Origin of the sequence: Acinetobacter sp. F-1 (assembly GCF_022869025.1) — a bacterium.
In the GTDB taxonomy this organism is placed as follows: Bacteria; Pseudomonadota; Gammaproteobacteria; order Pseudomonadales; family Moraxellaceae; genus Acinetobacter; species Acinetobacter pseudolwoffii.
This window is the reverse complement of the sequence record NZ_JAJKFX010000011.1, coordinates 32,099-55,740: the sequence shown is the minus strand read 5'-3', so window position 1 is coordinate 55,740 and position 23,642 is coordinate 32,099. Positions and strand designations below refer to the sequence as shown.

General features: G+C 40.6%; 25 protein-coding genes and 1 pseudogene. 10 read left to right on the top strand and 16 right to left on the bottom strand.

Translation table 11 applies throughout. The features are described 5' to 3' along the window. Positions 1-57 precede the first annotated feature (57 nt). Positions 58-1,318: pseudogene (locus LOZ91_RS11035) on the top strand (GGDEF domain-containing protein). Between the two features lie 48 nt (positions 1,319-1,366). After that, complete coding sequence (locus tag LOZ91_RS11030; protein ID WP_100357160.1) at positions 1,367-2,857, top strand: amidase family protein; 1,491 nt, start codon at positions 1,367-1,369, stop codon at positions 2,855-2,857. A gap of 19 nt (positions 2,858-2,876) precedes the next feature. Here the strand turns inward: LOZ91_RS11030 and LOZ91_RS11025 are convergent, their stop codons facing one another. Further along, the gene (locus LOZ91_RS11025) at positions 2,877-4,046 is read right to left on the bottom strand and encodes an MFS transporter (RefSeq protein ID WP_005096823.1); all 1,170 of its coding nucleotides are present in this window, start codon (positions 4,044-4,046) and stop codon (positions 2,877-2,879) included. A 679-nt stretch (positions 4,047-4,725) separates the two neighbouring features. Between LOZ91_RS11025 and LOZ91_RS11020 the strand changes: the two genes are divergently transcribed. Next, positions 4,726-4,902, top strand: coding sequence for a hypothetical protein (locus LOZ91_RS11020; protein WP_005096822.1), 177 nt, complete (start codon positions 4,726-4,728; stop codon positions 4,900-4,902). 440 nt (positions 4,903-5,342) lie between these two features. Here LOZ91_RS11020 and LOZ91_RS11015 read toward each other — a convergent pair whose 3' ends face one another. Continuing rightward, the gene (locus tag LOZ91_RS11015; RefSeq protein WP_074382825.1) at positions 5,343-5,612 is read right to left on the bottom strand and encodes a hypothetical protein; all 270 of its coding nucleotides are present in this window, start codon (positions 5,610-5,612) and stop codon (positions 5,343-5,345) included. Positions 5,613-6,070: 458 nt separating this feature from the next. On the opposite strand from LOZ91_RS11015, the gene LOZ91_RS11010 reads away from it, so the two are divergent. Beyond that, a complete protein-coding gene (locus tag LOZ91_RS11010) occupies positions 6,071-6,706 on the top strand; it encodes an SOS response-associated peptidase family protein (RefSeq protein WP_244783196.1) in 636 nt (211 codons plus the stop codon). 40 nt (positions 6,707-6,746) lie between these two features. On the opposite strand, the gene LOZ91_RS11005 is transcribed toward LOZ91_RS11010, so the two are convergent. From LOZ91_RS11005 to LOZ91_RS10995, 3 genes are all read right to left on the bottom strand, one after another. After that, positions 6,747-6,887, bottom strand: a complete 141-nt coding sequence (locus tag LOZ91_RS11005) for a hypothetical protein (RefSeq protein WP_005096816.1) — start codon at positions 6,885-6,887, stop codon at positions 6,747-6,749. A 211-nt stretch (positions 6,888-7,098) separates the two neighbouring features. Continuing rightward, on the bottom strand, positions 7,099-7,500 hold the full coding sequence (locus LOZ91_RS11000) for a helix-turn-helix domain-containing protein (protein ID WP_005096813.1): 402 nt from the start codon (positions 7,498-7,500) through the stop codon (positions 7,099-7,101). 1 nt (position 7,501) lies between these two features. Next, positions 7,502-7,792, bottom strand: coding sequence for a type II toxin-antitoxin system HigB family toxin (locus LOZ91_RS10995; protein WP_244783195.1), 291 nt, complete (start codon positions 7,790-7,792; stop codon positions 7,502-7,504). Between the two features lie 1,293 nt (positions 7,793-9,085). Between LOZ91_RS10995 and LOZ91_RS10990 the strand changes: the two genes are divergently transcribed. Further along, positions 9,086-9,427, top strand: a complete 342-nt coding sequence (locus LOZ91_RS10990; protein ID WP_005096809.1) for a hypothetical protein — start codon at positions 9,086-9,088, stop codon at positions 9,425-9,427. A gap of 172 nt (positions 9,428-9,599) precedes the next feature. Here the strand turns inward: LOZ91_RS10990 and LOZ91_RS10985 are convergent, their stop codons facing one another. Together LOZ91_RS10985 and LOZ91_RS10980 are read right to left on the bottom strand one after the other, a co-directional pair. Beyond that, the gene (locus LOZ91_RS10985; protein ID WP_005096808.1) at positions 9,600-9,836 is read right to left on the bottom strand and encodes a hypothetical protein; all 237 of its coding nucleotides are present in this window, start codon (positions 9,834-9,836) and stop codon (positions 9,600-9,602) included. A 646-nt stretch (positions 9,837-10,482) separates the two neighbouring features. Then, positions 10,483-10,713: a hypothetical protein gene (locus LOZ91_RS10980; RefSeq protein WP_004280185.1), complete on the bottom strand. Its 231-nt coding sequence runs from the start codon at positions 10,711-10,713 to the stop codon at positions 10,483-10,485. Between the two features lie 253 nt (positions 10,714-10,966). Here LOZ91_RS10980 and LOZ91_RS10975 point away from each other — a divergent pair, with 253 nt between their 5' ends. After that, the gene (locus tag LOZ91_RS10975; RefSeq protein ID WP_005171076.1) at positions 10,967-11,440 is read left to right on the top strand and encodes a CinA family protein; all 474 of its coding nucleotides are present in this window, start codon (positions 10,967-10,969) and stop codon (positions 11,438-11,440) included. A 98-nt stretch (positions 11,441-11,538) separates the two neighbouring features. Continuing rightward, on the top strand, positions 11,539-12,159 hold the full coding sequence (locus tag LOZ91_RS10970; RefSeq protein WP_220387178.1) for an aminotransferase: 621 nt from the start codon (positions 11,539-11,541) through the stop codon (positions 12,157-12,159). Between the two features lie 52 nt (positions 12,160-12,211). On the opposite strand, the gene prpC is transcribed toward LOZ91_RS10970, so the two are convergent. Beyond that, positions 12,212-13,351, bottom strand: a complete 1,140-nt coding sequence (prpC, locus tag LOZ91_RS10965; protein WP_005096804.1) for a 2-methylcitrate synthase — start codon at positions 13,349-13,351, stop codon at positions 12,212-12,214. A gap of 4 nt (positions 13,352-13,355) precedes the next feature. Continuing rightward, positions 13,356-14,240 carry a methylisocitrate lyase gene (gene prpB / locus LOZ91_RS10960; RefSeq protein WP_005096803.1) on the bottom strand — a complete coding sequence of 295 codons (885 nt, stop codon included), beginning with the start codon at positions 14,238-14,240 and terminating at the stop codon, positions 13,356-13,358. 231 nt (positions 14,241-14,471) lie between these two features. On the opposite strand from prpB, the gene LOZ91_RS10955 reads away from it, so the two are divergent. From LOZ91_RS10955 to LOZ91_RS10945, 3 genes are all read left to right on the top strand, one after another. Beyond that, complete coding sequence (locus tag LOZ91_RS10955; RefSeq protein ID WP_005171084.1) at positions 14,472-15,119, top strand: TetR/AcrR family transcriptional regulator; 648 nt, start codon at positions 14,472-14,474, stop codon at positions 15,117-15,119. 113 nt (positions 15,120-15,232) lie between these two features. Beyond that, positions 15,233-16,153, top strand: a complete 921-nt coding sequence (gene argF / locus LOZ91_RS10950; protein ID WP_005171086.1) for an ornithine carbamoyltransferase — start codon at positions 15,233-15,235, stop codon at positions 16,151-16,153. A 103-nt stretch (positions 16,154-16,256) separates the two neighbouring features. Continuing rightward, positions 16,257-16,730 carry a hypothetical protein gene (locus tag LOZ91_RS10945; RefSeq protein WP_005171087.1) on the top strand — a complete coding sequence of 158 codons (474 nt, stop codon included), beginning with the start codon at positions 16,257-16,259 and terminating at the stop codon, positions 16,728-16,730. A 104-nt stretch (positions 16,731-16,834) separates the two neighbouring features. On the opposite strand, the gene LOZ91_RS10940 is transcribed toward LOZ91_RS10945, so the two are convergent. From LOZ91_RS10940 to rpiA, 7 genes are all read right to left on the bottom strand, one after another. Next, positions 16,835-17,188, bottom strand: a complete 354-nt coding sequence (locus LOZ91_RS10940) for a YnfA family protein (protein ID WP_005096798.1) — start codon at positions 17,186-17,188, stop codon at positions 16,835-16,837. Positions 17,189-17,284: 96 nt separating this feature from the next. Beyond that, on the bottom strand, positions 17,285-19,561 hold the full coding sequence (gene clpA / locus LOZ91_RS10935; protein ID WP_244783194.1) for an ATP-dependent Clp protease ATP-binding subunit ClpA: 2,277 nt from the start codon (positions 19,559-19,561) through the stop codon (positions 17,285-17,287). Positions 19,562-19,570: 9 nt separating this feature from the next. Beyond that, positions 19,571-19,984, bottom strand: coding sequence for an ATP-dependent Clp protease adapter ClpS (gene clpS / locus LOZ91_RS10930; RefSeq protein WP_005171093.1), 414 nt, complete (start codon positions 19,982-19,984; stop codon positions 19,571-19,573). Between the two features lie 18 nt (positions 19,985-20,002). Further along, the gene (locus LOZ91_RS10925; RefSeq protein WP_074382830.1) at positions 20,003-20,752 is read right to left on the bottom strand and encodes a DUF6776 family protein; all 750 of its coding nucleotides are present in this window, start codon (positions 20,750-20,752) and stop codon (positions 20,003-20,005) included. Positions 20,753-20,829: 77 nt separating this feature from the next. Beyond that, complete coding sequence (gene argC / locus LOZ91_RS10920) at positions 20,830-21,885, bottom strand: N-acetyl-gamma-glutamyl-phosphate reductase (RefSeq protein ID WP_171063327.1); 1,056 nt, start codon at positions 21,883-21,885, stop codon at positions 20,830-20,832. A gap of 202 nt (positions 21,886-22,087) precedes the next feature. After that, positions 22,088-22,765 (bottom strand): SprT family zinc-dependent metalloprotease, encoded by a 678-nt coding sequence (locus tag LOZ91_RS10915; RefSeq protein ID WP_244783193.1) that lies wholly within the window; start codon positions 22,763-22,765, stop codon positions 22,088-22,090. A 149-nt stretch (positions 22,766-22,914) separates the two neighbouring features. Beyond that, on the bottom strand, positions 22,915-23,586 hold the full coding sequence (rpiA, locus tag LOZ91_RS10910; protein ID WP_005096791.1) for a ribose-5-phosphate isomerase RpiA: 672 nt from the start codon (positions 23,584-23,586) through the stop codon (positions 22,915-22,917). Positions 23,587-23,642 lie beyond the last annotated feature (56 nt).

The window sequence follows — 23,642 nt, the reverse complement described above, 5'->3', positions numbered from 1 at the left end:
TACTTGCTAAACAAAGTGATCATTCACACTTAAAAATTTAAATATAGGATTTTAAATTTGCAATTGGCTCGAATAACAGAACAACAATTAAATCATGAAACCTATGCTTATTTTGTCATTGTGTTCGCTGTTTTAGTATGTTGTTTTATTGGGATCGCAACCAGGCCACTCGGCTATCTCGCCCTGACCTGGCCAGCCAATGCTGCCTTACTGGCCATATTCCTGCGTTTTCCACATTTAAATCATCTGGGCGGCTGGCTGGGTGCATTCAGTGCTTTTATGTTTGCAGATCTGGTCACAGGCAACAGTCTGCTGCAAAGCCTGTTTCTTACACTTTCCAATCTGATTAGTACCATTGTCTCGATATTTTTTATTCGTTATTTCAAGATTAATTATAAATACTACAATACCGGTTATACCTTTGGTTCTGGCCTTTCCCAGAATCAAGGATATGCAGTATCTGTTTAAAAACCGCCGTCAAAAGCGTCATCATTTCAGTTATTTTCTGCCCGCAGCTACAGTCGTACTCTGTGTCATCATCACCAATATTTTTTCAGGTCCGGGCGCCCTGCTCTATCCTTTGGCTGCGCTGATCTGGGCCGCATTAACCTATCGCCTGTTTAGCATGACACTGATTAATGCGTTTGTGACTATTTTAACCTATTACAGCCTGACGCAGTTTTATGCCACAACGCATGACACCTTGGCAGATTCTACGATTTATATTTCGCTCCGGATCGGGCTGTTTATGCTGGCCTTATCGCCGCTTATTCTTTGTATTATTAGTCAAAACCGCAATGAGCTGTTTAAACGGGTTCTCTATCTGGCCAATCATGACAGTCTGACCCACACCATGAACCGTCATTTTTTCTTTCAGAAAGGTGAATATTTACTGCAATATGCCAACAGAATGGAATTTTCGGTCATCATGCTGGATATTGATCATTTCAAACGTCTGAACGATGATTTTGGCCATCATGTCGGTGACAAGGTGCTGCAACATTTTGCGGAAATCATTCGCTGCAATTTACGTGCTGAAGATCTGTTTGCACGAATTGGTGGGGAAGAATTTGTGCTGTTACTCTGGAACACCGAGCCTTTTGAAGCTTAGGATATTGCAGAACGCATACGTAAACGTGTAGAAAAAACCCCAATGCATCAATCAGATGGTTCAGACCTCTACATTACCGTGAGTGTAGGGATTACCCATCAAAATGAACCACAATCACAAGACCTGCAAAACCTGATCAATATTGCAGATCAGGCCTTATATCAGGCCAAACATCGTGGACGTAATCAGGTGGTGCTTGCATCTTAAACTAAAATCATCTACAACCTTGAACAGCATTAACGCTAGGGAATGGCAATGAAATTAGAAGAATATCTACAATATGACGGTTTAGGATTGGCTGAACTGGTCGCCAATAAACAGGTACATTCCAGTGAACTTTTATCCGCTGCCTTAGAGCGTAGCTCAATTGCCAATCCCGAACTGAATGCTATTATTATTCCCATGCATGAGCATGCATTAAAACGGACCCAGCAGAATTTATCCGGACCTTTTGCCGGTGTGCCTTTTCTGGTCAAAGACCTGTTTCAGGAATATGCAGGTTATCCAACCTCTTATGGCTGTCAGGGCTTAAAACGGATCGGTTATATTGCCGAAACCAATGCCGAGATTGTCAATCGTTGGGAAAAAGCTGGAATTGTCACTTTTGGCCGTACCAATACGCCTGAATTTGGCATTAAAGGGATTACCGAACCAGATGCCTGGGGTAGCTGTAAAAATCCATGGAATTTACAACATAATAGCGGCGGCTCATCGGGTGGCTCGGCTTCTGCTGTGGCTGCCGGCATTGTACCAATTGCGGGTGCAGGCGATGGCGGCGGTTCGATACGTATCCCCGCTTCATATTGCGGGCTGTTTGGTCTAAAACCAAGTCGTGGCCGTACCCCCTGGGGGCCGCAAATGAGTGAGGCCATGCATGGTGCAGCGATTCAGCATGTCCTGACTAAAACAGTGCGGGACAGTGCTGCAATGCTGGATGCCACGCATGGTGAAGATCACAGCTCGCTATTTAAGATTCAGCGTCCACAGCATCATTATCTGGATGTGATTCAGCAACCACCGAAAAAACTGAAAATTGCCTTTAATCCCCATTCTACCATTGGCACGCCTGTCTCTCCGGATGCTGTGAAAGCCATCGAACAGACGGCCAAACTGCTGGAATCTTTGGGACATGAGGTGGTTGAAGACCGTCCGGCCATCGATGGCATGCAACTGGCCAAGGATTTTATTACCACCTGGTTTAGCCAGTTTTCATTTATGCTGGATGAAATCCAGAAAGGCTACCCGTCTAAAGCGAAGGATTTTGAACTGGACTCTTTAGCACTGGCGGCTTTTGGAGCTAAAACCAGCGCACTTGATTATATCCAGAACCTGAATAACTGGGGCCAGTACGTGACCCAGATGAATCATTTCTTTGATGATTATGATCTGTATCTGACGCCTGCAACCGCAACCGTCGCACCGAAAAATGGCGAAGTCAAAACACCTGCATGGCAGAAGCCAATTTTAAAGGCTTTATTGGGTATAGGTAAGGCCCATCTGCTGGCACAAGGTAAACTGGTCGATCAGATTGTCAAAGAAAACCTGAAATGGGTACCTTTTACTCAACTTGCCAATATTACCGGGCTTCCAGCCATGTCAGTACCCTTGTACTGGAATGAACAAAACCTGCCGCTCGGTTCGCAGTTTATTGCACCCTTTGCCCGTGAAGACCGGCTATTGCAATTAGCTGCTCAACTGGAACAGGCACAGCCTTGGGTTCATCAGTACGCCAAAATTCGGATCTAAATTTTAAGCATCAGAGGCATCATGAAGATATCTTTGATTGCTCAACTTTATTGGGCAACCCAAAAATCAATAACAAACCAAACAAAGTCGATGCGGCGGCAAACATAAAGATGGTTTCTCCGCCAATTTTATCCCAATAATAGCCCGCCAGAATGCTGCCACTTGCTACGCCTAAGCCCCACATGGTGCTATATAAAGCCTGTCCACGGCCTTGCTGTGCAGCAGAGAAATTCTGGAAAATAACCCGCATGGCGATCATGTGAAATAAACCAAAACTCAAGGCATGAATCGTTTGGGCAAAAAATTGTGCCACAAATGCAGATGGAAATACGCCTACAATCAGCCATCTTAAGCCAGTCATCAACAGGCAAAGTATCACCAGATGACGCCATGACCAGCGTGTCAGAAAGAAGGTGGCATAAGCAAACATAATAATTTCGGCAATAACCCCAATGGACCAAAGCAATCCGATCTGACTGCTACTAAATCCCGCCTGACTAAGATAATTACTATAAAAACTATAAAACGGCGCATGTGAAAACAGCATGATCAGTTCAATCAGAAAAAAACTGTATACAACCGGGCGCTTGAAAATCGGCCACAGGGCTTCCAGCTTTTTCTGTGCAGTAGGCGCCGCCGTGGGTTCTTTAATGCTAAAAGACCAGAGAAAAGCCAGAAATGAAATACATAGCAATAAAACTGGAAGCATGCTAATGCTGATAATTTCAAAGATGGCGCCCAAGCCAAATACACCGATAATAAATCCAACCGAACCCCATTTCCGGACTTTGCCATAAAGTTCTGCTCTTTTTTCCCCGAGCCAGAATAGAGTCACGCCTTCAAATTGTGCCAAAATCGCATTTTGAAAAAAGCTGAAAATCAGCATCAGTAAAGCCACTGACTGAAAGCTGTTAGGAATGATAAATATCATCAACCAGATACAGGCTTCCATCCAGGTGGCAATCCGTACCAGCAACATGCGCTTACCAGATTTATCTGCAATCCAGCCCCAAATAAAAGGCGCAAAAAACCGAGTGAGAATCGCAATAGAAGATAAAACACCGATTTCCTGATAGTTAAAGCCTTGATCTTCCAGATACAGACTCCAGAACGGCATGAATGCGCCCACAATCGCATAGTAGAAAAAATAGAATCCTCCCAGTCTGGTACTGATTGCAAGTGCTTGCATTAGATTGTATTCCCTTGCATCTTCAATGGCTTATAAATACTAATAGTTGCGTCATATTGCATTGAATTGCCTTTACTTGCTGTTCAAAGGTCTACAAATCCACAGAAAATATATTTTAAAAAAATTTGTAGAGTGCACCCTAAGGCACGAAATTTTCGTAAGTTTATGGCTAAATGTGGCTAAAGTAAAAAATCAATATTGAAAGGCATTTACAATGCGTAAAACATGAATCTATTTTTATAAAGCAACCTCGGATAAAAATGGGAATATTTTTAAGAAGGAGTTATTTCAATTCACCTTTGATACTTAATAAAGCAAAGTTACGGGAATATTGAATACTTTTGAAATAAAAACACGCTTTAAATCTTCTCTCCAAATAGCTAAGCCACTGATTTAAAATCTTCAATCCTCTATTTAAGAGGCCTATTTTTAGAACTAAAATACTCATTGTGGAGTTTAGGTATCGAAGCAATATCCGATAATTCCACTGACTTCGCACTTTAGTAGACAAATCATCTACCTGCACCATAATTCAAAAATATGCCGAAATATAAATAAGATATAAATCTCGAAATCCTACATATCGCTACACTCGCATCTCTAAATCATCTCATTGTAAGTGCTTTTAATATGCCACTCTAGGCAGGTCGAATCTTCGACAATTAAAATTGAGAAACTTATGTTAGTTAATACAAATACTGCTCAAAAAGCGTCTTTCAATCAATTTTCTAATAATGCGACTGAGAACAAACCTAAGCCAAATGAGCAAGAGCAAAAACCGAATCAAGGAGAGCCAGCTCCTATAACCAAAGAGCAAAATGATCAAAAAAATCAGGCGGATAAGAAAAACTCATAATATTATGTTGAATTAATAAAAGAAGCCTATCTCCCTGATAGGCTTTTTGCATTCAAAAGATAAACATTTTCCATAAAAGCCTGAGAAATAAAAAAGCCCATCCTATGATGAGCTCTTTAATCCAATAGATCTAATTCTTACGAAGCTGCGAATTCTTGCAGTACAAATTGTTTTACACTTTCATCAAAATTTGGTCTGGAAAGAGCGAGCTTGCCATTTTTCATAGATTTATAACAATAGCTTGCGGCTACGCCTACACCAAACAAAGTCAACAACTTCATTGCTCACCTCATTAACTGTCAGATTTGAATACAAAAATTAGCATTCAAATGTGTAGTTTTCCAACTTAATTTAGAGTGTTTTTTGTACTCCATGTTAATTAATGTATGGGTGGAAAATAACAAAGCTGACCATTGGATAAGCTGTTCTAACGTCAAAACCTAATTGTTGATGTGCATATCAACCCAATTAAGGAAGCTGTTTTTATCCGTAAATTTAGGTGCAGAACTTATGCTCAGTATTTCTTTATTTCCAAATTTACCACTAATGTTATGGAATGCTTGGACTTTAAATTCCTGAGGCTCTCCTTCGTGCAGCGTTCTAAAATACTCTACTGACTTATCAAACTCACTTTTCTCTTTAAAGCCAGGACGTTCTTTTAAAAACTCATAAACTTGTTCTAGAGCGGGTAAATAATTATTTCTAGGCATTCTATATTCTCTAAAATTATGAGTTTTATTGTGAATGCCTATTCTGAATTAATAGTGATAAGAATTTTTAAGCTTTTCTTACCGTTTATGTAACTCTTTCTTCTTTCAAGCAGTCACGACATACTTTCACTTCTTTACCATCCGCTTGGCATTCGATTTCTGTGACACCATGAAGACCGAATAAACAAAAGATAAAATGCAGCATGACCTTTCTGCGCAAAAGATAGCTCCTTCAGGCAAAGGAGGCAAAACTGGAAATAAAACTATAGCAATGGAATCTGGGCGCTCATTTTATCGAAGATTATTTTTCATCCATTGGCGAAAAATTACATTCATATTCACCATAAAAATTCCGTTTCCAGACCCAACTACATTTACGATTTCGAATTGTTTTGAGGTCATCATTCTTATAGTTTAATTGTTATCGCAGATCAGAATGCTAAGCAAAGAGGTCGGTCATGTGTTCAAACTATGAATTCCCCTCAAAAAGTCAGCTCTCTTTATTAGATCTTCATGCAGAACAACTTGAATTGAACATGAAATCACATGTTTACCCCTTAGCACCTGCTCCTATCATGATGCGAGGTGCTGAGGGGTTTGAGTTAGATATTGCACGTTTCGGACTGATTCCCTTTTGGGCGAAAGAATTAAAATATGGTCGACATACTTACAATGCCCGAACTGAAACAATAGCGTCCAAGCCAAGTTTTCGACATGCCTGGAAAAATAACCAGTTTGCTTTAGTGCCCGTGGATACTTTCTATGAACCTAAATATATCGATGGAAAACCGCACTGGTTTGGTATTTCACGTGAAGATGGCAACCCTTTTACCGTTGCAGCCATTTATGATGATGTGCTCATTGAGGGTGAAAAAATCAGATCATTTTCGATGCTGACTATAAATTCCGATCAACACCTATTGATGAAACAGTTCCACCATCCAGATGATGAGAAGCGCTCGATTATTGTGATTCCTGAAGAATCACGCCATGATTGGTTATGCTGCGATCATGAACAAGCTCATGAGTTTTTCTTTGAAATGAGAGATGAGTTTAAAGCGAAACCCAGAGATCACCGGTTGTCGAAAAACTAAAAGCCCTAAACCAAGTTAGGGCTTTTAAAATGTGAAAGAGCTATTTTTGTTCTCTCAATGGATTTTCCGGTTCTGCATTGGGTTTTTTCTCTGGCTTCACGCCCTTATACGAATCCTGATTGCCTTTATCATCATTAGATTCTTTTTGCGGATTTGATTCTTGCTCTGATTTATTGGTCATGTGTATCTCCTTTATCGATCCATTAAGAAATAAATATGACATCTGATCCTAAACATCAATATTATTTATGTTTCACATTCACTTTTTAGAAAAGCAAACTTTTCTGGAGGCGCTCTCACCTTTCACGACACTTGAAATTTAAATAATCAAATGAGCAGCGCTACCTGATTAGACAGCACAGCATGGAAATATCAGCTTAGGCGGGCATCGATTAAAAGAAAGTATCTGCCGATACATCAAAGCGCTCAGACAAGGCCTTGATATGACGGATATTCAGCTGACGTTTGCCATTCAATATTTCTGAAATTACTGATTGTGTCGCGACATCAGACAAGTCTGCTTGACTAAGCCCGTGTTGCTCCATCAACAAGGCCAAGGCCGTTCGTCCATCACCTTCTGGCATGGGTAGATGTTCATGCTCATACGCCGAAACCAGATCACCCAGTTGATGAATAAGCCCCATTAAAGGATGTGATTCATCATCACCGACAATGTCCAAAAGCTCATCTAGGGCTTCAGTTAGTGTATGAAAGTCATCCTCATTTTCCGGCTTGCTGAGCAATGGTGCAACATAACGCCAGTGATCAACGGCCTGTTTAATCATTGCATTCATTCTAACCTTCCTTCCAATGACCTTTATCATATTCATGGTGAGACAAGACATGGCGAATATAAACGCGTTTTGCCTGATACATCACCACAGCAATCAGCCGAATCTTGTTTCCACCGATATCGAATACATGAAACTTTCCAACCTTATCTACTGCTAGAAAGAGTCTCTTCATTTCAGCAAAATCCTTAGGATGATTGGCCTTCATCAGTCGATACCAACCATCTAATGCCGTTCCAGCCTGTGGCCACTTTTGCGTTGCTTCAAGAATTCGAGCGTGGGTGATCACATGCATATATTTTATCGCATTTTGCTATATTTCTAGTATATATAAATTATCGCATTTTGCAATATATTCTTATCCGACTATTTTAGTTCTCAATTTTAATCATTTATCGTCATGTAATCCTATTTAAATCATAATCTTATAAAGTATAGATTGTGACCCGTATCATTTAAATCCAGTTGAGTTCAATCGTTATCTTGGATTTTTATTATAAAAATTTCACCCACAAACAAAACCCCCGCCAAGTGATGATTGAACGGGGATTGAGCTTCATTAATACATCCGGTGAATTGGAACATTATTCAATATCTTTCAAGCAATCACGACACTCTTTCACCTCTTCATGATCACAGGTGTAATTGATTTCAGTCGCACCATGAAGGCCAAATAAACAAAATATAAACTGGATCATGCTTTTCTCCTGAATGTAACAAGCTTAATCAGTGATTAAGCTTGTATTGATTTTAAGACTCAATAACTCGATACGGAATAATCGGATCACGACCTGAGTAATAACTTAACCGCCTGAATACATTTCACAATTTAAGCAAAGTTAAGTTTCTGGTATTTAAGTTCGTGCAGGCTCTTCACTTTTAGTCTTTTGATCCTTCTTACAATGATCATTGCCCATCATATGACACATTTTTTCTTTGCAAGATTTAAAACAACAACCTACCATCACGCCCATGCCAAATGCACATATACATCTCATCATAGCTTTGCCCTGTCTTTTTATAAAAAGAGATATATAAATACCATCTATTCATGTTTCACTCTTGAGAGAATTTTCAGGCTTTATGTTGTATATGAAAACTTATGTGAAAGAGAATAATTAAAGTAAAAAGCTCTCATTGAGCAATCCGTGTTTATAAACAAGAAAAAGCCTGCTTAACTCTCCTAAATTAAGCAGGCTTTATAATGTGCTGATTTTCTAATTATTTTCATTAAGTTCTTGGAATGAAGCCAAGATATCACTGGCCCAGCAGTCAATCTGTGTGTGATATATAGAGGCTATGTTTCTAAATGTGCAATAAGCGTTACTTTTCTTAATTGAATGGCTTTAATTTAGGCAAAATATATTTTATTCGTTAAATTTTATGCTTAAGAGAAAACAGATGGACACTTTAGATCAATATGCATAACAATAAATTTGTTCATTTTTTAGGATAAAATTCCCTGTTGCTGTACTGTATGTGAATATCAGGAATTTTTGACTTCTTCTAAAGTTGGTCGATGACTGCTTTCTTTTTGGCTATTTCTCTCTATAATTTTTGATATGACAAATAATAAGATTTTGACATCATGATAAATCGTATACTGATTACTTTATTGATAAGTCTGACAATAAGTGGCTGCCAAAAGCAGCAAGCCGACAGTTCAGCGGAACCTGATCAAGCCCTCAAAGCCCAATTTGAACAATCAGATAATCAACTCAGTGCTTATCTGGACAAACTAGATTCTTCCAGTATTAGTCCAGAAGAAAGAACACGCATACTCTGTGAACAATATCCTAAAGAATATAAAACTCGTTATATGCCGGCTTTATTAAAACTTATGCCTCAGGAATATACAGAAAAAGGACTGCTTACAGATTTAGACAATGCCTTAAGCTTTTATAAGCAGAAAGCCAATATCCAGTGTTAATTCATACTGATTAACGTCTATAACCAAATTTTTACCCTAAAAAAACCGCCTGATTCAGGCGGTTTTTTTATGAACGTACAGCTTAAACAGAATTAACGCTACAGTTTTGGCAGATCTTATGAATCATACCCACGCTGCTAGTTAATTCTATTATGGCCGCTAGTTCTGTTGATTATTCCAGATCTTGTTGAGATTGCTGGTTTTTTTGCTGATTACGCTGTGGCTGCTGTTGTTGCTGCTGATCGCGCTGTTGTTGGTTATTTTGTCCCTGCGGCTGTTGTTGCTGCTGGTTATTTTGTTGCTGGTTTGGGTTTTGCTGGTTGTTTTGCTGACGCTGTTGATCTTGCGTGCCTTGTTGGTTTTGCTGTTGTTGCTGTTTCTGTTGGTCTTGCTGTTGATTATTAGCCATGGTGTAACTCCTTACTATTTGCTTTAAATTAATTAAAAGCCGATAGAGTTTCGACTTAATATCTACTCTACGCATTTTTCAGAATTCTCCAACCTATAACCTGTTACGGATTAATTCAATGTAAAAAATGGTAAGCCAAGTAGTTGAAATCAAGATTAATAAGCAACATAAATTACTTTATCCAATAAAATAGACACATGATGAAAGATAATATGTTTCGAAATTTTTATTATTCAATAAAAGGAATAACTTAACCTGAGTAAAATATATAAAAAAGACATTTAAAATATTTTAAAAAATAACAATATATTATCAAGTAAAATATATTAAAAACCTATACTCATGATATTTATGATTAAATTCAATAACTCAGCCTAAGTATTAATATTTTTAAAAATGGAATAAAACATGCAAAAGGTAATTGTTCTAAACAGTTTTTTAATAAACGAATATACGATACGTAACATTGAATCACGTATAACGACTAAGTTGTTTCCAATTTATCTTGACTTTAATAAAAGATATTTATCAATCAGACTGACATTAATTTTGGTAATTTTTTATTTTTAAAAAGCTTTTATTAACTTAATGTTAGCCAAATAATAAGCCTCTTAAAAAAAGAGGCTTATTCACTTTAAGGTTTATCTTAGATATTCACAACTTTAACAATAATCGTTTGGGTATCTTCCTGCTCTTCAGCCAGATGTAAACGTTTAAGCTCTTTGCTTTTTACTTTGAACTGTAAATTCTGATAAGAAATCGTGCTTGGAATCTGATCAAAATATTGACCATCAGCATCAATTTCTTCCTGAAATAATGGTGTACCCAATTGGTAGTCAAGACTTTTTAAGACTACATATTTTACTGTGGTTTTCATTCTAACGCCCTACTTTCACTAAGCACTTTATTTTTATTTTTACCACTGTTCAGCTTGAGAAGAAACCTCTATTTGAAAAAATAGTCTAAGCTTTAACCACTCAGGTTTTGTGATCAAATTAGTATCAAATTGTACTAATCCATGAAAAATTTTAACTTTCATAAAAATATAAATATACTCGGAGTTGAACGACAGAAAAAATCTGTCTAAATTAAGCTAAAACCACTCGGATCATAAAGAAAATATAGAGACTATGATAAAGACCTGTTGCAACTTACTCGAAGAGAAAAATATAAAAATTGCCTTTATTGAAAGTGCGAGCTCTGGATATCTATGTAGCCAGTTTTCCATCTGTAAAAGTGACGGCGCCGAAATTCTGGCTGGCGGATTGGTCTGCTACGATGTTGGTGTAAAAACTTCGGTATTAAACATTCCCCAGACTTTGATCAATAGTTACACTGCCGAATCCATGCCAGTTACTGTTGCCTTGGCAGAAGCGGGTAAAAAGATGTTCCGGGATGCAGACTGGATTATTGCCTGTACAGGTTTGCTTAAACCCGGTGGTAGTGCGACACCAGAGAAACCGGAAGGGACTTTTTTTGTAGCAATTAATGATGGTACTCAAGTGCATCAATTCCAGTATTATTTGAAAGGTACTCCACTCGAACGTCTGAATAAACTGTCTGCCGTGGTTGCACACGATATGATTAATCTACTCAATCATTAATCTAGTTTTATAATTACGCCGCAACAAGCTTCATTATTTCTACTGTATTTTAAGATAGATTAGCATGATCAAATGCTAATCTATTTTTTGCGGGTAGAATAACCATGAATATTAAAACTGCGCTGTTTCTGCTCCCTCTTGGCTTGCCCAGTCTGGCTTTTGCTACGGTCGGTGGCCCACAAAATATTGAAATTCTAGGCTATGAAGTCAAAGAGCAAAAGCTCTATGTCATGCGTCATTACCTTGATGGTCGTGGGCGTTTGCCACAGCTGTATTATTATAATTTTAAATCCGCAAAACCGAATCAGTTGATTCAGGTCAACTCCTTATATATCAATCCAAAAACCAAACGTATTGATTATGACCAAGACAGTCGCAAGTTTGATCAGGACATTGCCAAAATCAAAAAACGTTTAGTTCCACTGAGTCCGATTCAAAGTTCAAAGCCACAACTTAAAATTTTAAAAACCACAACAGGGACGGCAGCTGCCTGGTACGATCCACAAGAAAAAGTGCCAAAATGGACTTATCAATATCAAGTCAAATCTGGCTCACAAAAAAGTCCGACCCATCAAGCGGTCAGTTATCAGCAAGGTCTAAAAATTAGTCAGGCCTATAAAGTTCCTAAACAGAATAAAACGCTGGTGACAGTCAAGTATCTGGGGATTCCTTTTGAAACAGGCTATAGCATTGAAGATCCAGTCCTGTTAAGTCGATAAAAAATAAGGTCTCGATTGAGACCTTATTTTTTATTCAAGATATTAATAAATATTAAGCCGCTGTAGAACGCTCGGCGATCGGTACTACTTTACGCAGTTCCGGCCCAGTATAATCCGCGCTTGGACGGATAATACGGTTGTCTGCACGCTGTTCCATCACATGTGCTGCCCAACCTGTGACACGTGACATGACAAAAATCGGGGTAAACAGCTTGGTTGGAATGCCCATAAAGTGATAAGCCGAAGCATGGAAGAAATCGGCATTACAGAATAATTTCTTCTCACGCCACATCACTTCTTCGCAGCGCACTGAGACCGGATAAAGTACCGTATCACCGACATCTTTGGCTAAACGCTCAGACCAGATTTTGATGATGCCATTACGCGGATCATTGTCTTTATAAATCGCATGACCGAAGCCCATAATTTTTTCTTTACGTTCCAGCATGCCCAGCATTTCACGTTCAGCTTCTTCAGGCGAAGTCCAGTTTTCGATCATATCCATTGCAGCTTCGTTAGCACCGCCATGTAGAGGGCCACGCAAGGAACCGATTGCACCGGTAATACAAGAATGCATGTCAGATAAAGTCGATGCACATACACGCGCCGTAAAGGTCGAAGCATTAAATTCATGCTCTGCATATAGAATCAGAGAAACATTCATCACCTGTTCATGCAGTTCATTTGGCTTTTCGCCACGTAATAAATGCAGGAACTGTGCACCGATTGAATCATCATCCGTATTTTCTTCAATACGCACACCGTCATGGCTATAACGATACCAGTAACAGATAATTGCCGGTAAAGTGGCAAGAATACGGTCTGCAATATCCTGTTGCTGTTCAAAAGACAGTTCAGTTTCAAGATTGCCCAGCATCGACACGCCAGTACGCATCACATCCATCGGATGAGAATCGGCAGGAATACGCTCTAGCACTTCTTTTAAGGCTTGAGGTAGCGTGCGCAAAGATTTTAATTTGGCTTTATAGGCAACTAACTGCTCTGAAGTTGGCAGTTCGCCAAAGAAAATCAGATAAGCCACTTCTTCAAACTGGCAATGTTCAGCCAGATCCTGCACGTCATAACCGCGATAGGTCAGACCTGCGCCACTTTTGCCTACAGTTGAGAGTGAAGTTTTCCCTGCCACTTGTCCACGCAATCCTGCGCCGGTGAGTACTTTTCCTTCAGCCATTTTTTTAATTCTCCTGTTTAAACAGTTTATCTAATGTGTCTTCGAAGCTGTGATAATCTAAAAATTCGTAGAGTTCTTTGCGTTGCTGCATAATATCCAGCACATTCACCTGAGTGCCGTGTTCACGCACAGAACGCATCACTTCAAGGGCTGCCTTTTGCATGGCACGTGTCGCCGATAATGGATACAGCACCATGCCAATACCCTGCTCTGCCAACTCATTTACCGTATAATACGGTGTATCACCAAATTCGGTAATATTTGCCAAGACTGGCACACCCACTGCATCGCATACGGTGCGATACATGGTGATATCGGTCATCGCTTCGGCAAAAATTGCATCTGCACCCGCTTCAACACAGGCACAAGCACGATCAATCACCGCTTGCAGGCCTTCTTTTTGTAGCGCATCAGTACGCGCCATGACCACAAAGTTTGCATCGGTTTTCGCATCGACCGCCGCTTTAATACGATCGACCATTTCCTGCTGTGACACAATTTCTTTATTTGGACGATGGCCACAACGCTTTTGTGCCACCTGATCTTCAATATGCACTGCGGCTGCACCAGCTGCAATCATCTGTTTGATCGTGCGGGCAATATTTAATGCGCCACCCCAACCGGTATCGATATCGACCAATAAAGGTGTATCAACACGTTCTGTAATCCTGCGTACATCTTCCAGAACATTATCCAGACTGGTCATGCCCAGGTCAGGCAAACCATAAGAATAATTCGCGACACCCGCACCTGATAAATAAATGGCTTTATAACCGACTTGTTTGGCCATCATGGCAGCATAGGCATTTACCGTACCCATAATTTGCAATGGTTTCTCGACTTCAAGTGCTTGTCTAAATCTTAGACCTGCAGACATTTGTTCTGTCATCTTCCTTTTCCACAGTCTTGGCTATAATTATTGAAACTCGAGTATACTCATTTGGCTTGCTCATTCCACAATCTGATAGAACAAATACTCTAAAACTTTAGTCAAATTTTTAAGTTTTACTTTACCTAATCCGGCAAATACTGCGCTTATGCGGTGCAATTATGAAATATGTACATATATTTGCTATGATGGCATTTCAATCTTTATTGACATGTTGATGTATTATCTCCTATGCAAGACCTCGTCCTAGAACCGCTCGCCAAAGACCTGCCGCAGACCAAACGTGGTCATGAGCGCTGTATTGCGCTGCTGAACAGTGCAACCGAGCTGTTTCTGGAACGGGGTTATGATGCTGTGTCTCTCGATGATATTGTTCAGCACGCAGGTGGCTCCAAGGCCTCCATTTATAAGTACTTTGGCAATAAAGAAGGCTTGTTTAAGGCCATCTGTGATTATCGTCGTATCAAGTTTTTTGAAGATATCAGTATTCCAATCGAACTGATGGCACTGGATTTTCGTAGTTATTTAGTACACACGCTACTCAATTTTTATCACCAGATCATGCAACCTGAAAACTCGGCCTTTATGCGTCTGGTACTGGAACAGAGTCAGCGCAATCCGGAACTTGCTCAGCATATTCATGAACACGGTCCTGTACATGTCCAGAGTGCGATTGCCACTGCATTAGAACAGGCAGATGCACAAGGCTTATTGCATTGTGAAAATCCGCAATATTCGGCTCAGCTATATTTTGGTATTTTGCGTAATCTGGAATGGCGCATCCTGATGGGAATTTCCATACAAGAAGATGATCAGGAAATCGACAAATACATCAGTTATTGTGTGGATCGCTTTTTAGACGGTCATCAAAAAGTCTAGTTTTTTTGCATTTTTCATTGCTTATAGTATATTAGCCGATTCCGTATTTTTTCTTAAACTAACCAACAACTGATTGTTGATCGAGTTTTTCGGCAATTATTGTGGAGTAACGAATGGCTCTCCGTCACTTTCTCACCTTACGCGATTTATCAACTTTAGAACTTAACCAGATTTTGCAACGCGCAATTGAGCTTAAGCGCAAACAGCATAACAATGAAGTGTTCCAACCATTTGTTGGTAAAGTGATGGGCATGATTTTTGAGAAATCGAGTACCCGTACGCGTGTTTCGTTTGAAGCTGGCATGAGCCAATTTGGTGGTAGCGCAATTTTCCTGTCTTCTCGCGATACCCAGTTAGGCCGCGGTGAACCGATTGAAGATTCTGCACGCGTGATCTCAAGCATGCTAGATATCGTGATGATCCGTACTTTCGGTCATGATATCGTGGAACGTTTTGCATCTTACTCAAAAGTTCCTGTGATTAATGCTTTAACAGATGATCACCATCCTTGCCAGTTACTTGCTGACATGCAGACCTATGTAGAGCAACGCGGCTCAATCGAAGGTAAAACTGTTGCCTGGATCGGTGATGGCAACAACATGTGTAATTCATATATTGAAGCAGCACACATGTGGGGCTTTAATCTGAAAATTGCAGCGCCAAAAGGTTATGAACCACAAGAAAAATTCCTGTCTGAATTTGCGCATTGTGTTGAACTGGTCGATACCGCTGAAGATGCAGCCGTGAATGCTGACCTGATTGTGACTGACGTTTGGGCAAGCATGGGCCAGGAAGAAGAACAAAAAATCCGTGAGAAAGCATTTGCAGACTATCAAGTGAATGAACGCCTGATGGATCTTGCGCATCCGGATTGTTTGTTTATGCACTGCTTACCTGCGCACCGCGGCGAAGAAATTTCAGAAAACTTGCTTGACCATAAAAATGCCGTGGTTTGGGATGAAGCTGAAAATCGCTTGCACGCGCAAAAAGCTCTGGTTGAATTCCTGATTAATGAAAATCTGAAAAAAGACTAAATTAAAAGCTGAATCTTCACAAATTAAGCACCAATCTCTGGTGCTTTTTTTGTCTCAGCTCTTATAATCATGATTGAAATGGAATAAAAAGTGATGTTATACAATGCAAAATAAATATTGGGCCTTGGCACTATTGGCAGGTTTTAGCAGTGCGACCTTCTCCGTTCATGCTTCTGAATTTGATCAATATCTTCAGGAAAAAAATATTATTGACAGCAAATTTAAAATTCAGAAAAAAGCTGAACTGAATGAATTACTCGCGGTACTCAGTGCAGAAGATTCCAGAACTTTACCTTTACAGATCGACCAGAATACAATTATTGAACAATTACAGTTAAGTGCCAATAAAACCACATTAAAAGGTTTAATCACCACACCGGATTTTAGCCAATTTGAAAAAGATCTGGGCCGCAAAGAAGTGATGAAAATGATCCGTAATAATCTGCTCAATAATTGCGAGATTTTCTTTGAGCATCGCTATCAGATTGAAAACCCATACAAGGTCGAGCTCAGCCTGAGCTCGCAAACACAAACCTATAAAACTGATATTTCCCAGAAAGATTGCAAATTGAAATAGTCTAAAGAAATAAGATATTGGCTTTTATTCAGGATTAAAACATCAAGAAAACAAAGAGGTCGCTATAGCTACCTCTTTTTGATGAGGTTTGCTGTTATATCCTGCTAACGCACCAAACCTTGCGGCTGTAGAATTATAATCAGTGCCCCCAGTATTACCACCATCCCGCCAAGTAAATCCCAACGTGACAGTGTGACTTGATCAACGAAGCGCAACCACATTAGCGCCGAAAAAATATAGATGCCACCATAAGCGGCATAAATCCGTCCAGAAGCAGCCGGATGCAAGGTGAGTAGCCAGACGAAAGCCGCCAAAGCCAGAGCTGTTGGAATCCACAACCAGTGACTTCTTCCCTGATTTAAAATCAGGTAGGGAAAATAACAGCCTAAAATTTCCATCAATGCCGTGACCAGAAACAGGCAAAAAGTGGTGAGCAGCTTGGTAATTTGAATATCCATGATTTATCTTTTGAACTGTATGAATGAATTTGATGATTTAAAATATGAGTGCATGAAAAAACCCGTGCTTGCACGGGTTTTATTTTTTCATATTGATTAAGCAGGTTCAGCAGTCTGGTCTTCAAAGACTTCAAGTTTTAAGCCAACAGCTTTACCATTTTCTTTCTTCACCGACACTGCAACATTACCGCCATTTTCAGCCAGTTCACCAAACAGGATCATTTCTGCCAATGGTTTTTTCAGGTGTTCCTGAATCAGACGCTGCATTGGGCGTGCGCCCATTAAACGGTCATAGCCTTGCTCTGACATCCATTCACGCGCACTCTGATCCACTTCCAGCATGACTTTCTTATCATCAAGTTGCGCTTGAAGTTCGGTCAGGAATTTATCCACGACATTTTCAATGATGCTGCTTGGCAATGCCTTGAACTGAATCACGCCGTCAAGACGGTTACGGAATTCCGGAGAGAAGGCTTTCTTCATCGCTTCCTGGTTATCGTTGCTATTGTCCTGTTCCATAAAGCCAATGCTAATACGTGAAATACTTTCAGCACCAATATTGGTGGTGAGTACCAAGACCACGTTACGGAAATCCGATTTACGTCCGTTATTGTCGGTCAAGGAACCATGATCCATAATCTGCAATAACAGGTTAAAGACATCTGGATGCGCTTTTTCGATCTCATCAAGCAATAGCACACAATGTGGATTTTTATGGATCGCATCAGTCAACAAACCACCCTGATCAAAACCGACATAGCCCGGAGGTGCACCGATTAAACGCGACACCGCGTGGCGTTCCATGTACTCGGACATATCAAAGCGAACCAGCTCTACGCCCATCTGCTTAGCCAGCTGCTTGGTCACTTCGGTTTTACCGACACCGGTTGGGCCAGCAAAAACAAAGCTGCCCACAGGTTTATCTGGAGATTTCAAACCAGCACGAGACAGTTTAATGGCAGACGCTAAAGCTTCGATCGCTTCATCCTGACCAAAGACCACCCGTTTCAGATCGCGCTCAAGATTTTCCAGTACGCTCTTGTCATCTTTAGAGACCGTTTTTGGTGGTATACGCGCAATTTTCGACACGATATCTTCGATGTTTTCTACCGTGATCAAACTGTCATCTTGTTCAGCTTTTAAACGGCGCTGCGCACCTGCTTCATCAATCACGTCAATGGCTTTATCTGGCAAGAAACGGTCATTGATGAACTTTGCAGAAAGTTCAACTGCAGATACCAATGCCTGATCGTCATATTGCACATGATGGAAATCTTCAAACTTCGATTTCAAGCCACGTAGGATATCAATGGTTTCAGAAATAGATGGCTCATTCACATCGATTTTCTGGAAACGGCGTGACAAAGCATGATCTTTTTCAAAGACCTGACGGTATTCCTGAAAAGTGGTTGAACCAATGCAACGTAAAGTGCCATTGGCCAATGCAGGCTTGATCAGATTCGATGCATCCATGGTGCTGCCCATACTGGAGCCTGCACCAATAATCATGTGAATTTCATCAATAAACAGCACAGCTTCAGGTTTCTTTTTCAGCGCATTTAAAAGCTGTTTCAAGCGTTTTTCAAAGTCACCACGGTATTTTGTTCCGGCAACTAATGCTCCAATATCCAGACTGAAAATTTCAGCATTTTCGAGTGGTTTTGGCGCTTTACCATTAACGATCAACCATGCCAAACCTTCTGCAATCGAGGTTTTACCGACCCCCGGATCACCGACAAGAAGTGGGTTATTTTTACGGCGGCGGCACAGAATTTGAGCGGCACGTTCAATTTCTTTTTCACGACCAATCAGTGGATCGGTCTTACCTTTTTGTGCTTCAACATTCAGGTTAGTGGTATAAAGTTCAAGTGGACCTGAACTTGCTGAAGATGCTGATTCGCCATCTAGATCTTCGATTTCTTCTTCAGACTGTACATCTTCTTTACGGGTACCATGAGACAGGTACTGAGTTAGCGTAAGGCGATTAATTTGATGACGTTTCAATAGATAGACGGCAAATGAGTCACGCTCAGAATACATCGCAACCAGAATATCAGCACCTTCTACAGTCCGATCACCACCGCTAGATTGCACGTGAAAAATCGCGCGCTGCAAGATCCGGTCAAAACTTTCTGTTGGGTGTGGTGCCTGATCACTATTTTCACCAAGCTTAGGGGTATGCTGTTCTACGTATTCTTCTAATTCCTTGCGCAACACGATAATGTCTGCGCCACATGCTTTAAGCGCATTTACGGCAGAGTCATTGTCAAGCAAGGCTAATAATAAATGTTCTACGGTCAGGAACTCATGTCTCTTTTGACGAGCCATGCTGACAGCCAAACGTAGTGATACTTCTAATTGACGACTGAGCATGTAACCCCCTTAATCTTTAGGCTCTATTTGGCAAAGTAATGGATGACCTTGTGATCGAGCATAATTATTGACTTGGTTCGCTTTGGTTTCCGCAATGTCTCGAGGATAGACCCCAGCTACACCCTTTCCTTCATAATGTACAGTTAGCATTACTTGTGTAGCTTGGTCAAGATTCATTGCAAAGTATTGTTGTAAAATTTCAATTACAAATTCCATCGGGGTATAGTCGTCGTTCATTAAAACGACAGCATATAAGGGCGGACGTTTCAGTTCTGGCGGTGCAGTCTGCACAGCAAGGTCAGAATCATCACCTTCCAAAGGTTCATTTGCTAAACGCGGGCTGATATGCCAATCAACAATTCCAGATTCATAAAAAGAATTTTTGATATCACTTAAACACATTTGACGTTTATTGCTTGGCATAAGATTTATATTTCACACTTAATTTGCATTTGCTTCGGTTTTCGGAATTTCTGACAAGGCGGCAGACTGATTTTCAACTGCTTTGCCCTGTTCCCAGCTAAAACGACGGATCACCGGTTTGGCACCGCTGAGACGTATCTCAATAAATTCTGGCTTAAAGCCTTTTGGCATGCTCCAGCGACCTGTTAAACGCTCATAATTTTCAAAATTAAAGTTTTTGTCTTCCAGTGGCACCACCAGAATTTCAGTCCCTTTAATCAAGCGTAATTCAATACTCCCGGAGGCACGACTTTTGCCCGGACTAACTTGAACCAGATCAATCTGATATTCAAAGGCATTTTCAGGCAAAGGCTTAATCGACAGGTTTTGCACGGCCAAAGCCAAACCGCCACGCTGACGTAAGACCTCGCGATAAATGGTTCCGACACTTTCAGCCTGCACCTGTTCATCACGTGCCTTGGTCATGGCCAGATAGAGATCATTGGCATTACTCACCGCCAGATCACGCTCCTGAACCGCAGTATTCAGATTCTTATTTAATGTTTCCAGACTGGCTTTTTGTGTCTGTACCACATCGACCAGTTGCTCTGCATCTGCATCATAACCCGCCGCAGTCAAACCCTGACGGTGTCCTACGGTATATCCGAGCACACCACTACTCAAGATCAATACAGCCGCACCAATGACCAAGGGCGTATTGCCTTTCATCAAAGATTTTTTTGCAGCTGGTTCCTGAGGAATGGTCGTATTTGACTCGTTATTCGGCATTTTGATCTCTTGTTTGCTTTATTCAAGACACACATTTAAATCCAAATCTAAATGTGTGTGAAGTTCTAATACGTTTCTTATGGTAATAAACCAATATTATTTAAGCCAGCATCTTCGGCAAATCCGAACATCAGGTTCATGTTTTGTACGGCCTGACCTGCTGCACCTTTCACCAAGTTATCCTGTACAACCAGGACTACCAGCTTGGTCGGTTGCGGCTTGTACAAGGCTATACGCAACTGATTGGCACCACGCACTGAACGGGTTTCTGGTGAGCTGCCTGCTGGCATGACATCGACAAAAGTTTCATTGGCATAGAACTGTTCATACAATGCCTGTAAATCTGCTGCTTGTCCTGCTTCAGTGAGATCGATGTAGATGGTCGACAACATACCACGGATCATTGGCACCAAATGCGGAACAAATAAAATGTGATCAAACACATCTTTTTGACCTGAGATATTTTCCAGAGCTTCGACAATTTCAGGATGATGGCGGTGACCTGCTACGCCATAGGCTTTAAAGTTATCGGCATTTTCAGTATAGATGCCGCCCAAGCTTGCTTTACGACCTGCACCCGACACACCTGATTTCGCATCAATAATAATGCTTTCAGGTTTCACTAGTGCGTCACTTGATGTTAATACTGGCGCCAGCCCCAACTGAACCGTGGTTGGATAACAACCCGGGTTTCCAACTACATTGGCCTGTTTAATTTGTTCACGATTCAATTCAGATAAACCGTAAACAGAGTCTTTTAACAGTTCTGGACAAGCATGTTGCATGCCATACCATTTTTCAAACTGTTGCAGATCTTGTAAACGGAAATCTGCCGCCAGGTCAATGACTTTGGTCTTTGCAGCCACAAGCGCTTCGGCATGTTTCATTGCAACACCATGCGGCGTTGCAAAAAACACGACATCACATTTTTTAAGTTCATCGATATTTAAATCTGAATATTGAAGATCGGTATGTCCGCGTAAACTTGGGAACATGTCATCTACACGGCGACCATTTTCGGTACGTGATGTTAGTACATTCACCTGTACATTTGGGTGTCGTAGCAAAAGACGCAACAATTCAACGCCTGTATAACCTGTACCACCGACAATACCAACAGTAATCACGATCACTACCTCAAATCAAAGTTTCCATTTCGTAACTGCGTAGTATGACAGGAAGTTGAGGTTTTCTAAACTGTTTCAGCGGGGATTACTGGTTTTTTATAAGTACTGAACCCAATTTCAAAATTAAAGAGAGATGGAAAAGTAATATCTATATTGCTTAGGCTATTTTAAGCCTTTATTTCCCTCTCATTCTCTATTCAGTTCAATTTTAAGCTTCCCACCAATATGGCAACGGCGTATTTTTTAGCATTTTCCGATGCTGTTGAAAATTTGCATCATGTTTCTGAACTTCCGCCCAAAAAAGTGAACTATGATCAAAATATTGGGTATGTGCCAGTTCATGTACCGCGACATAACGGGTAATTTTTTCGGGAAATAGCACCAAAGCACTATTCAGCATAATGTCATGCTGAGCAGAACAACTGCCCCAGCGGGTTTTGGGTTGGCGAATATTGCACTTTTTAAAAGGCAGATTGCATTGCTGTGAGACAAGATTTAAATATAGGGGAAGCTGTTCTTTGGCATAGCTGATGACAAAGGCTTTTAAATATTCTTCAGGATGTCGATCACTGACACAGAGCTGTAACTTCTCAGAATCGAAAACAAAGTTATGTTTCTGGCTTTGATAATGAATCTGAACTGGTACGTTTAAATTAAACAGCTGCAGCTCAGTTGGTAGCGTTCGGTCTATTTTTTGGAATTTTTCCTGCTGCGATTGCCAGGTTTTAATCAGCCATTGTTCTGATTGTTTTAAAAATTCTTGAACTTGGCGCTGTGTGCAAAACTGCGGCACAGTTAATTTAATTTGCGTCGGCTCTACACGCAGTCTCAAGCGTGTTGCGCGTAATTTTCGAGTAATTTGGATTTCAGGGAGGTTTGGGGTCATATTTTATTGATTTTATTTTTAATCCTCCCTAACCCTCCTTTTTCAAAGAGGGGCTTTTAAAAGTCTCCCTTCTTGCACTTGTTCTAAAGCAGTGCTTTAAAACTTCGCTCAGGGAGATTTAGGGGAATTTAATTTATAAAATTAAAGGATTAAACCGCAGTACGTTCTTCAATACCGTCATTGGTTGCCACAATTGCGATGTCCGCTTTATTAATCGCAAAAATTCCGTTACAGACCACGCCAGGAATATTGTTAAGCGTTTTTTCAAGCTCGAGTGCATTTAAGATATTCAGATTATGCACATCTAAAATCACATTACCATTGTCAGTCACGACACCTTCACGATATGCAGGATCACCGCCCAGAGAGACAATTTTACGTGCAACCGCAGAACGTGCCATAGGAATTACTTCAACTGGCAGTGGGAAATCGTGTCCCAATTGTCCGACCCATTTTGAATCATCCACGATACACACAAATTTTTTCGCAATCGATGCCACAATTTTTTCACGTGTCAGTGCTGCACCACCACCTTTGATCATATGCAAATGACGATCAATTTCATCTGCGCCGTCGACATAAGCATCTAGTCCGCCGACAGAGTTCATATCGACCACTTCAATGCCTAACTTCTTAAGACGTTGCGCCGTTGCTTCAGAACTTGCCACAGCCGCTTCTAACTGAAGTTCTGGCAATAAATCGATTAAAAAGTTAACCGTACTTCCGGTACCTACGCCTAAAATGCCGCCTTTTGGTAAGTGTTTCAGAGCAGCACGGGCCGCTGCTTGTTTTTTCTCATCTTGGGTTGCATATAGACTCATGGCTTCACTCAACTATTTTGGACTTTTGCAGTATTTTCGAACCGCAAAGCCGTATG